General features: G+C 60.3%; 9 protein-coding genes. 3 read left to right on the top strand and 6 right to left on the bottom strand.

Annotation, left to right across the window (positions count from 1 at the left end; translation table 11 throughout):
* Positions 1–165: 165 nt before the first annotated feature.
* The 3 genes from ACR2TX_RS08440 to ACR2TX_RS08430 form a co-directional block, all read right to left on the bottom strand.
* Positions 166–891 (bottom strand): sulfite oxidase heme-binding subunit YedZ, encoded by a 726-nt coding sequence (locus ACR2TX_RS08440; RefSeq protein ID WP_434131795.1) that lies wholly within the window; start codon positions 889–891, stop codon positions 166–168.
* A 481-nt stretch (positions 892–1372) separates the two neighbouring features.
* Complete coding sequence (gene msrP, locus ACR2TX_RS08435) at positions 1373–2305, bottom strand: protein-methionine-sulfoxide reductase catalytic subunit MsrP (RefSeq protein WP_434131794.1); 933 nt, start codon at positions 2303–2305, stop codon at positions 1373–1375.
* 289 nt (positions 2306–2594) lie between these two features.
* Positions 2595–3419, bottom strand: coding sequence for an SDR family oxidoreductase (locus ACR2TX_RS08430; protein WP_434131793.1), 825 nt, complete (start codon positions 3417–3419; stop codon positions 2595–2597).
* A gap of 636 nt (positions 3420–4055) precedes the next feature.
* Here ACR2TX_RS08430 and ACR2TX_RS08425 point away from each other — a divergent pair.
* Positions 4056–4583: an REP-associated tyrosine transposase gene (locus tag ACR2TX_RS08425; protein WP_434131791.1), complete on the top strand. Its 528-nt coding sequence runs from the start codon at positions 4056–4058 to the stop codon at positions 4581–4583.
* Between the two features lie 128 nt (positions 4584–4711).
* On the opposite strand, the gene ACR2TX_RS08420 is transcribed toward ACR2TX_RS08425, so the two are convergent.
* The gene (locus ACR2TX_RS08420) at positions 4712–5569 is read right to left on the bottom strand and encodes a sigma-54 interaction domain-containing protein (protein ID WP_434132442.1); all 858 of its coding nucleotides are present in this window, start codon (positions 5567–5569) and stop codon (positions 4712–4714) included.
* On the bottom strand, positions 5452–6684 hold the full coding sequence (locus ACR2TX_RS08415; RefSeq protein ID WP_434131790.1) for a PAS domain S-box protein: 1233 nt from the start codon (positions 6682–6684) through the stop codon (positions 5452–5454). Before ACR2TX_RS08415 ends, ACR2TX_RS08420 begins: the two co-directional genes overlap by 118 nt.
* A 395-nt stretch (positions 6685–7079) precedes the next feature.
* Here ACR2TX_RS08415 and ACR2TX_RS08410 point away from each other — a divergent pair, with 395 nt between their 5' ends.
* Positions 7080–8060 carry a phage tail protein gene (locus ACR2TX_RS08410; RefSeq protein ID WP_168175336.1) on the top strand — a complete coding sequence of 327 codons (981 nt, stop codon included), beginning with the start codon at positions 7080–7082 and terminating at the stop codon, positions 8058–8060.
* Between the two features lie 44 nt (positions 8061–8104).
* Positions 8105–9289: a diguanylate cyclase domain-containing protein gene (locus ACR2TX_RS08405; RefSeq protein WP_434131789.1), complete on the top strand. Its 1185-nt coding sequence runs from the start codon at positions 8105–8107 to the stop codon at positions 9287–9289.
* A gap of 258 nt (positions 9290–9547) precedes the next feature.
* Here the strand turns inward: ACR2TX_RS08405 and ACR2TX_RS08400 are convergent, their stop codons facing one another.
* Positions 9548–11332, bottom strand: a complete 1785-nt coding sequence (locus tag ACR2TX_RS08400; protein ID WP_434131788.1) for a sigma 54-interacting transcriptional regulator — start codon at positions 11330–11332, stop codon at positions 9548–9550.
* Positions 11333–11367 lie beyond the last annotated feature (35 nt).

Here is an 11367-nt window from a genome sequence, read left to right as displayed (position 1 = left end):
CACGGTAGTGTTTCCGGAGAAGAATGGGAAATTTGATCGGTGTGACACCTTTCACCGAAAGGGTGCGTTTCAGCTAAGACGCTGTCAAGCGAAGAAAAATCCGACATGCGGATGAAGAAGCCGAAAACGAAGGGATTCGGCTACCCGAACGGACGAGAGGCAGGTCTACGGCGTAGTCTCGGAATGGGTATTTCCGTCCAAGACCGATAGGCCCGGCGGATGCCGACTCGAACTCGGTCCGTCGATATTAGATGACTTCCGCTTCTCCTCCGATCGAGCCCCGGAAACTTGTTTCCGGACCGCGTCCATCATCCGAAAACCGAGCAACAAGGCCAAGATCGCGGCATCGATCGCGGGCCTCGAGATATCTTTCTTGACCAGCCACCAGAAATGAACGACTCCGAGAATGGCGATCAGATAAACCAATCGGTGCAGCACTCGCCAGCGCTTCCCGCCGAGACGGCGGATCATCCCGTCGGTCGAGGTGACGGCGAGGGGAACGAGCAGAAGCAAGGCGGTGAATCCCACGGTGATGTACGGCCGCTTGGCGATGTCCTTGACGATGCCGGCCCAATCGAAGAACTGGTCCAGAACCAGGTAGGTGAGGAAATGAAGGCATCCGTAGAAAAAAGCGAACAGCCCCAGCATCCGCCGGAAACGCCCCGGCCAGGACCACCCGAAAAACCGCCGGAGCGGCGTCACCGCCAAGGTGACCAGCAGCAGGGTCAAGGTCCAGTACCCCGTGGTCCGGGTGATTTTCTCGATCGGATTCGCCCCCAACTGATCGAGCACGCCGTCGGCGATCAGCTTGAACAGGGGGATCGATAAGATCAGGAAGAGTCCTCGCTTGAGGGCGGCTATCGTCTTGGGATGGGGATTTCGAATATTCATGACGTCCAATTAAGAAAACCTGAGAAGCTTGGGTAGGTCGGGAATCCCTTCCAATCGCAAACGGTCGCTTTAGCCGCGACCCTTCCAATCGCAAACCGTCGCTTTAATCGCGACCCTTCCCGACGCCTTTGTCGGCAAAGAGCGATGTAGGGCGGGTTAGCGTACTCGCGTAACCCGCCTTACGAGGTTCATCGAACTTACGTAACGGACGTCGAAAAAAGCGGAGCATTGCGTACTTTTTCAACCAGTGGGGGGACAAACATTCCATCCCAAACCCAACATACCTTAAGGATGCTCTGATTAAGTCCTTCGACAGGCTCAGGACGAACGGTAACGTATTGATTCCATTCGTGGCGAGCCCTTCGGCTTCACTCAGGACAGGCCCTTCGACTGGGCTCAGGACAGGCTTGTCGAACGCTCTCCTGAGCCTGCCCTGAGCCTGTCGAAGGGCATGAACGGAATCCACGGGTTCAGAGCTTCCTTAAAAAAACTTACGCAAATCCATCCCCGCATATAACTGCGCCACCTGATCGCCATAACCGTTGAAAGGCAAGGTGGGACGCTTGAAGAATTCGCCGATGCGGCGTTCCTTGGCCTGGCTCCAGCGGGGGTGGTCGACCTCCGGATTCACGTTGGCGTAAAAGCCGTATTCCCTCGCGCCCGCCTTCATCCAGGTGGAGACCGGCTGCTTTTCCACGAAGCGGATGCGCACGATGGACTTGGCACTCTTGAAGCCATACTTCCAGGGCACCACCAGCCGTATCGGCGCGCCGTTCTGGTTGGGCAGGACCTCACCGTAAAGCCCCACCGCAAGGAGGGTCAAGGGGTGCATGGCCTCGTCCATGCGCAGCCCCTCGACATACGGCCAGTCCAGCACTGCCGAGCGCTGGCCGGGCATCTGCGCGGGGTCCAGCAAGGTCGTGAACTCCACGAATTTGGCGTTGCCGGTGGGTTCCACGCGCCTGATCAGTTCCGCCAGGGGAAAGCCCACCCAGGGCACCACCATGGACCAGGCTTCGACGCAGCGCAGCCGGTAGACGCGCTCTTCCAGCGGGGCCAGTTTCAGCAGCTCGTCGATATCGTAAGTCTTGGGCTTGCGGACTTCGCCCTCCACCGCCACCGTCCAGGGACGGGTTTTCAGGCTCCCGGCCAGTTTCGCGGGGGACTCCTTGTCGGTGCCGAATTCGTAGAAATTGTTGTAGCGGGTGATGTCCTCGTAAGGCGTTGTCTTGTCCGGGAGCACGTAATCGCTCTTTCGGACGTCGGGCAGCTTCTCACCGGCGGCGAGACCCGGCGGCAGTAGAGCCAGGGCCGAGGCTCCGGCCGCGAGTTGCAGGAACCGCCGCCGGCCGTAAAACAGCTCGCGCGGGGTGATTTCCGAGGGCCTGATATCGGAGGGTTTCTTGATCAGCATCGCGATTGACCTCTTGAACGGAATGGGCCTGAAAAAGCGCGTCCAAGCGTTTTTCGAGCTCCGGGATTATTTGATGAGAGCGGACGTTGACCTCGTAATCCAGCTCGCGCGTAACGGTTCATGTTTCCCCTCCCGATTCGGTCCGCGATTTCGTAGGGCGGGTTAGGCGCACACCGGAACCGGCTGACCACCGATCACTACGCTTCGCGTGCGCCGTAACCCGCCAAAGCAGAGCTACGTTCGGGGGCTTTCCAGGGAAAGCCGCATCAAAAGTCATCATATGTAACTGTCAGCCTCCGTCCTCGAAACCGGGGTACAGCGTCATGCCGCCGTCCACGTACAGGGTGGCGCCGGTAATATAGTCCGACTCGTCGGACGCCAGCCAGACCGCCGCCTTGGCGATGTCGCGGGTGTGTCCGACCCGTCCGTAGGGAATCAGCTCCAGCAGCCTGGCTTCCCGTTCCGGAGTCATCCAGGAGTCGTAGTTGATGCAGGTCTTGATGGCGCCCGGCGAAATACCGTTGACCCGGATCTTGTGGACCGCCAGTTCCTGAGCCAGGGTTTTCATCAGCATCGCGACGCCCCCTTTGGAGGCCGCGTAGTTGACGTGGCCGGCCCAGGGAATCACATCATGCACCGAGGACATGCAGATGATCTTGCCGGCCGAAACCGAGAGCTCCGGATTCACGCCCCGGCGGATAAACTCTCGCGCCGCCTCCCTCGCGCACAGAAACTGCCCGGTCAGGTTGACGCGGATCACCGTTTCCCAGTCGTCCAGGCTCATTTCGGTCAAGGGCGCGTCCCTCTGCAAGCCGGCGTTGTTCACCAGGATGTCCACACCCCCGAAAGCTTCCAGAGCGGCGCCGAACATGGCCCGCACCTGTTCCTCTCGGCTCACGTCGGCCTCGACCGCGACGGCTTCGCCGCCGTTATCTCGGATGCGTTGCACCAGTGCCTCGGCCTTGTCCGGTTCGGTCACATAATCCACCACCACCCTGGCTCCGGCTTCGGCCAAACCCTCGACTATGGCCGCTCCGATGCCCGTGTTGCCGCCGGTGACGATGGATCGCTGGCCTTCCAGCAGGCGCTTTTTCGTGTTCGCAGTCGAATTCATGATTTTTCTCCCTATCAACGAACGTCTAGCTATTCGACAGCGTTACGGAACATCAGTCGCGGCGCGGCTCAGCGGAATAATGGCACCTAAAGTGGAAGAAACGACAGATGCGGAATTTTTCATGATCCTTAATAAAGGGTTTAAAAGTGCTTTCTGCGCGACATCGACTCGCGACATGTTTTTATAGCAACCCTCGCGCCATCGATAGCTCAGGACAAAAAAGGGTTAAATAACAAACTGTTATCGATGCCATGCGAGCAATGGCGAGAAACTGGCGAGCATTGGGGCCACTAATAGTTGCGGGCGGCCGCGGGTATTTGTGGGAGGGAAGTTGTAAGGCAATGCCATTTAGTGAAGATGGCTGACGTCACCCCGGCAAGGAAGGGTGGCTTCGGTGCTCCAATCGCAAACGGCCTGGCCGGGAGCGCCGGCCACGCCCTTCCCGAAGACACCGTTTGCGATTGGAATGCCGGGGTCCAGAAGCCATGGACGGCAGAAGCCTGTCACATCCGTGTGCTCTGGATTCAATGCTGGCTTGGCCTGTCCTGCCCGGCACCCTTCGGCCAGTTTTGTAGGACGGGTTAGCGGAGCGTAACCCGCCTTCGGAGAAAGCGAGACATCGGCCACGCTTTCCCTATGCCCAACTACATTCGTGCTTATGTCCCCGGCGGTTCATACTTCTTTACCGTAGCGCTGCTGGAACGTCGCCGTCGCTTGCTGACCGACAACATCGACGCGTTACGCGAAGCCTTTCGCACCGTGCGAACTCAACGCCCGTTCCGGATCGAGGCCATCGTCATACTCCCCGATCATTTACATTGCCTTTGGACCTTGCCGCCGGACGATGTGGATTTTTCGACTCGCTGGCGCTTGATCAAATCGGCTTTCGCGCGCGCCATAGCGCCGGGGGAACGGCTATCGACCCGAAGGGAGATGAAACGCGAACGCGGCGTCTGGCAGCGGCGGTTTTGGGAACATGCCATTCGGGATCAAAGCGATTTCGACGCCCATCTCGACTACATCCATTACAACCCGGTCAAGCACGGCTGGGTACCGCGCGCCGCCGATTGGCCGCATTCGAGCTTTCACCGATTCGTTCGGTTGGGGCAGTATTCCTTGGAATGGGCGGCGCCGGTCGACATTCGGGCTTGGGATTTGGAATAAGGATCGAGTCTCGGAAGGCGGGTTACGCGAGTACGCTAACCCGCCCTACAAAACTTTATGTTTACTTATGTTCAGGAAAGCCACAAGGACGGGTTAGCGCAGCGTAACCCGCCTTCCGTACCCCCCGCTCAAACCTGCTTCGGCCGCCTTATCCCCAGCTTTTGCATCCGATAACGGAGCGTGCTGGGCGTAAGGCCCAATTTCGCGGCGGCGCCGGTCCTGCCTTCGATGATCCAGCGTGACTCCTCCAGGACCTTCAGCAGGTGGCCGCGCTCGACGGCCTCCAGCAGCAGTTCCGAAGCTTCCGTCTGCGGCGGGTCTGGAGAGGAATCGTCCAGCTTGAGGTCGATGTCGACCAGCGGCGTTTTCGCGAGCACGGCTGCCCGCTCGATGATGTTTTGCAGTTCCCGGACGTTGCCGGGCCAGGTATAGCGTTCCAGCGTCCGCAACGATTCCGGTGCGATGCCGGCAAGAGGCTTGCCGAGCTTGCGGGCGAATTGGCGGAGGAAATGATCGGCGAGGACCGCAATGTCCTCGCTCCGCTCCCGGAGCGGCGGTACCCGCAGGGGAAACACGTCCAGCCGGTAGTAAAGGTCGACGCGGAATTCGCCGGCTTTGACCGCGTCCGCCAGATTGCGGTTGGTGGCGGCGATGACCCGGACGTCGACCCGGATCGTCTGTCCGCCGCCGACCCGCTCGAACTCCCGTTCCTGAAGCACCCGAAGCAATTTGGCCTGGGCCGGCAGACTCAGCTCGCCAACCTCGTCCAGGAACAGCGTGCCCCGGTCGGCCATTTCGAACCGCCCCTTGCGCTGCGCGGTCGCGCCGGTGAACGCGCCTTTCTCGTGGCCGAACAGCTCGCTTTCGATCAATTCGGCGGGCAACGCGGCGCAATTGAGCTTGACCAGAAGCCGGTCCTTGCGCGGGCTGAGATTGTGGATGGCATGGGCGATCCGCTCCTTGCCGGTGCCGGTTTCGCCTGCAATCCGACATGCAGCGCGTGCGGACGATCACACGCATGGGCGATCCGCTCCTTGCCGGTGCCGGTTTCGCCTATGATGAGCACCGTGGAATCGGTGCCGGCCACCTGTTCGACATCGGAAAACAGGCTGCGCATCGCCGGCGATCCGCCGATCATTTCCTCGAAGCGGTACGGCGCGCTGATTTCTTCTTGCAGAAAAACGTTTTCGGTTTGCAGGCGATGGAGTTCCGCTTCGATCTTCCGGCGCTCGTCGACGTCCCGAAGTATGAAGGTGTAGTACCGCTTGCCGCCCAGTTCCAGGGGGGACAGGGTGGCCTCAATGGGAAACTCCTCCCGATTGGCGCGCAACGCGGTCAATCCCTCCGGCGCCCACACCGGTTGCGGTTTCGCGCTCTCTCCCGTGCTCTCCCGAAGATGGCGTTCCAGGAGGTTCCGGAAACCCTTGGACAGGAAACGGTCGAACGGCTGGCCCTGCGCCCAGCTCTTCGAGCATCCGAAAATCCGCTCGGCGGCGTTGTTGAACAAAGTGATGCGGCGGCTCTCATCGATGGTGACGATGGCGTCCATGGCCGAGGCCAGGATGGAACCCAGCCGCTCCTCGCTGCGCCTGAGCAGTTCTTCCGCCCGCATGCGCTCCAGCTCCGCCCCGGCCCGTGCGGCGAAGATTCTTAACACGGAAAGCTCGGACGGGTCTCCGCTCATGGGTTTGACGTCGATCAGGGCCAGATGGCCCATCACCTCGCCCGCCCTGTCCGCGAGCGGAATCGCGAGATAACTCTCGGCGCCGATGGCGGCCAGTTCCTCCCGGTGAGACGGAAAAAGATCCTGGACGCCCGCCTTGTAAAGGCGCATTTCTCCGGCCAAGACCGCTTCGCAGGGCGTGCCCGGCAGATCGTATTCGAAGTTTTCGAGAAACTCGCCGTCGGCCCAGAAAGCGAGCGTCCCGACGCGGGTTTTCACCTCCGTAAACTCGGCCACGAACGCGTACTTGACGTCCAGGGCCTCGGCCAGATGGCGCACCAGCGAGCGCATGAAATCGTCGCCGGTGACCGCGGCGGTACCTTCCGCGATGATCCTGAGGAGTTGATCGATATGCAGGTCGGTAGAGGTTCTGGACATGGATGGGAGCTGTTCGGCCTCCAGCCCGGTTTGGTTGAAATCACGTTTTCCAGAATACGCGGAATCTTCGTCCGAGCAAAAGCCTTCCAAGCCTGACCGTACATACCGGATCGAGAAGGCCCGGACGAACTTACGAGATAGCGTGCATTGACGACATTTCGTAAAACACGTCGACGAACTCCTGCCGGACCCGAACTGAAACGTCATCCATTTCAATTACTTGCACACGCAGACCTTATTGGCATCGCTCTTGCGCCTAGTCTGCCGACCGCGCATCGACACGCCAGTTCGAGGGGCAGACCAAAACGTCAGAACGTGGAGACGGTCGTCCCACCGAGAGGTGTCTGTCGTTAAGCGGACTAGCAGTTCATAAACACCGAAAAGGGACAATGACAATGAACATTCAAACGCAACGCGCATTCTTTATGCACGCCCTTAGCCTACTGGGCATGCTGGCGGCACTGTTCTCTCCGCTGCGGGCCACGGCGGCGGCATCTTACTCGCCAGGCATCTATGTCTTCGAATTGAACGGCAAGCCAGTCGCTTATCTCTCTTCGTTCGAAGGGAGCGAAGCCAGCGGACAGGTCATCTCGCAACCCGCCGGGCCGGCTCAGTTTCCGAACAAAGTCCTGGGAGAAACCCGGTACAAGGATTGGACGGTAAAGCTGGACGTGGCTCCGGAAGGCGAGTTGCTCAACTGGGTCCAGGCCAGTCTGCATTCGAACTTCTATGCCGCTCATGCGGGGATCGTCATCCTCGATCTCCACGGAAACGAAATGCGGCGAGCCACCTTATTCAATGCCGTGATTTCGGAGATAAGCATTCCGGCGCTGGACAAGACCTCGCGGGAGAAGCTGCAACTCACGCTCAAGCTACGACCCTCGTATGTCAAATGGCAAAAAGGCGGAGCGCGCTATGCGGGACTGGAGCGCGCCGTCAATCAGTCAAGAATGCTGAAGTCCAACTTCCGGTTGGAAATCGATGGGCTGGATATGTCCAGAGCCATCGGCGTCGGTGCTTTGACCGTCAAGAGAAAGCTCCAGGAGAGAGGCGAGTTTCGCGAGTATGAGTACGATTTTGCCGGCCGGGAAGTGTCGAACCTGAGCGTTGCCATGCCGGAAGCGGCTTCGGGCGGACTGATCGAGTGGCACCAGGACTTCGTCCTGAGCGGCAACTCGTCCGATGCGAAGGAACGCAAAGGAAGCATCACCTTGCTCGCTCCGGACCTGAGAACTCCCCTTCTGACCATCGGTCTCGACCATCTCGGCATCTATTCCCTCGATTACGGTCTTGGCGGGTCGGGCGGCGACTCGCGCCCGACGTTCAAGGCCGGGCTTTATGTCGAGGGGATTTCGTTCGACGGCGCAAAGCCCTGATCAACCGACGCCGCTCCGCCCTACCGAGCAGAAAGGAAAAAGAAATGATCGAATGTCGATATCTTGGCGATCCGGCGGTGGTCGAGGCCTTCGGGTTCATCGCAAGCAAACCGGCCCAACCCGCTTTCGCTTCCCGTTCCGAACCGGTCTTGGGGATCGAGGAACCGTTGCGGAGACCTGCCGGATCTATGGAGCACGAGCCGACTCGCGGAGTTCCCGATGGACCATCCCGGAATCCGGCCGGAACGGCGGACGAGCTTGAAACGCGTGCTCGCCTCCGGAAGACCGCGGGATTCGCGCACGCACATTGCAGGAACGAGTACGAAAGCTTCTTCGAATTCGGCTTGCCCGGAATGGTGATTCTCAGTCCTGCCCAAGGATGGGTGAAGGTCAATCGGGCGTTCTGCGAAATGCTCGGCTACTCCGAGGCAATGCTGAACGGCACAAGCTGGGTGGAAATCACCCATATCGATGACTTAGGCGATGACTTCGCGCATTTCGAACGTCTCTGGAACGGGGAAATCGACGCCGTCCGCTTCAAGAAACGGTTCGTCCACCGCAATGGACAGCTCGTTTATACCGACACCTCGGTGCGAGCCTTGCGGAACCCGCAGGGCGGCCTGCTGCGCTTCCTGGTCACGGTCTCGGACATCACGCAGGAGGTGGAACGCCGGCAGAACCTGGAACGCCTGGCTTATTACGATTATCTGACCCAATTGCCCAATCGCGCCCTGTTCGCGGACAGGCTTCGCATGAGCAGAACCCGGCGCTCCAAGCGCCAGCTCGCTGTTTGCTATCTCGATCTCGACGACTTCAAGCTCATCAACGACACCTTCGGGCACGAAACCGGCGATCGACTGCTGGTGGAAGTCGCAAGGCGGCTCCGCGAGGAACTGCGCGAAGGCGATACCGTGGCCCGGCTGGGCGGCGATGAATTCGCCCTGCTGCTGAACGACATCGGCGGCCCGGCGGATTGCCGCGAAACCGTGGCCCGCATCTTCGCCGCGCTGGCGAAGCCTTTCCCCGTTGTCGACGATGTCGTTCCAATTTCCGCGAGCATCGGGGTGACCCTGTTCGCCGGAGCGGGGGATGACGACGACGGTCTGCTGCGGCAGGCCGATCAAGCGCTTTACCTCGCCAAGCGGGCGGGCCGGAATCAATGCTGGCTGTTCGACGGCGATTCGGCGGAGCCGCTCCATGCTTCCGGCGAAAGGATGAGGAGGGAGTGAGTGAGGCAATGCTCTTAGAGCTGCTGCCGGATTGGTTTACGGCCCGCTCCCACACTAAGCGAGTAGGTCGGGAATCCCTTCCCGACAAAGGCCCTTACCAAGCCAACGTGTCGGCAAAGCATTGCCGACCTACGACCACAATGATTTTGGCCTGCATCAGTGTTGTAGGTCGGGAATCCCTTCCCGACAAAGGTTCTTACCAAGCCAACGTGTCGGCAAAGGATTGCCGACCTACGACCACAATGATTTTGGCCTGCATCAGGCCGTGGTCGAGTGCCGCGTGATGCCGAGCCGTTCCATGCGGGAACGGAGGGTGGTCGAAGGCATACCCAGGATCACGGCCGCGCCCTTTTCGCCGCTGATCCGCCAGCTTGTGGCCTCCAGCACCTTGAGGATATGCGCCCGTTCCACTTCTTCCAGGGTGGCGAAGCCACCGTTCCGCGTTTCCGCGGCGGGACGCTGAATACAGTCGATGGGCGCCAGTTCGCCGCCTTCGGACAGAATCACGGCTCTTTCGATCACGTGCTGCAGCTCGCGGATATTGCCGGGCCAGGGATAGGCGCAAAGCGCCGACAGTATCGGCTGCGCCACGGTCTCGATCCGCTTGCCGAGCAGGGTGGCGTACTTTTGGACGAAATGCCGGACCAGCAAGGGAATATCGTCCGCCCTTTCCCGAAGCGGGGGCAGATGGATGGGAAACACGTTGAGCCGGTAATAAAGATCCGCCCGAAACTGGTTCTCGCGGGACATCCGGCCGAGATCGCGGTTGGTGGCAGCGATGACGCGGACGTTGACCTTGATCGTCTGGGTGCCGCCCACCCGCTCGAATTCGCCCTCCTGCAATACCCGCAGCAGCTTGGCCTGAAGATCCAGGGGCAATTCCCCGATTTCGTCCAGGAACAGGGTGCCCCCGTCGGCCAGTTCGAAGCGCCCCTGCTTGCGCGACAGGGCTCCTGTAAAGGCCCCTTTCTCATGGCCGAACAACTCGCTCTCCGCAAGATTGGCCGGAATGGCCGCACAGTTCAGTTTGACCAGCACATTGGCTTTGCGGCTGCTGAGATTGTGGATCGCACGGGCGATGAGCTCCTTGCCGGTGCCGGTTTCGCCGGTGACCAGCACCGTGGAATCGGTCTCGGCCACCTGGTTGATGAGCGTCACAACCTGCTTCAGCGCCGCCGACCCGCCGATCAGTTCGTCCAGATTGTGGGCGGCCTTGATTTCTTCTTCCAGGTAAAGCTTGATGCCCTTGAGCTGCCGGCATTCCGCCTCCGCTTGCATGCGCCGCTGCCGCTCGCCGGAGTCGCGCAGAATCACGGTAAAAAGCTTTTCGTCGCCGGCTTCCACCCGCGATATCGAACCTTCGATCGGCACCTCCGCGCCGTCGCCCCGCAGAATGCCGACGCCTTCCGGCAGCCAGATCGCCTGGTCCGACGAGTGGTCCATGCAGTGGCCGAGATGCTCCTTGAGCGCGGGCGTCAGGAACCGCTCCAGGACTCCCCCCACCGCTTCGCTCTCCCGGCATTTCAACAGTTTTTCGGCCGCAGCATTGAAAAGGACGATCCGGCCTTCCGCATCCACCGTGATGATGGCGTCGAGCGCATAGGTCACGATCCGGGAAAGCCGTTCCCGGCTGGCCTGCAGCTCGCTTCGGAGCCGCGCCAGCGTCAAATGGGTATCGACCCGCGCCAGGACCTCCTCGTGCTGAAAGGGCTTGGTGATGTAATCGACGGCTCCGAGCCGCAAGCCTTGCAGCTTGTCGGCGGTATCGTCGAGAGCGGTCATGAAGAGTACCGGGATGGATTCCGTCTTCGGAGATTCCTTGAGCTTGGCGCAGACGGCGAATCCGCTCATGCCCGGCATGAGCACGTCGAGCAGGACGAGATCGGGAACCAGGCGCTCGGCCTGGAGGATGGCGCCGGCCCCGCTTTCCGCGATCGATACCTCGTATTGCGCCTCCGTCAGCAAATCGTACAACTCGGCGAGGTTCACCGGATTGTCGTCCACCATGAGAACCAGGGGTTTTCGTTCCGTGTTGCGGGTCATATCCGACAATTCCAACAGTTAAACGACAGGGCTGT

Origin of the sequence: Methylocaldum sp. GT1BB (assembly GCF_051027545.1) — a bacterium.
Classification (GTDB): Bacteria; Pseudomonadota; Gammaproteobacteria; order Methylococcales; family Methylococcaceae; genus Methylocaldum.
This window is presented reverse-complemented; position numbering and strand designations above follow the sequence as displayed.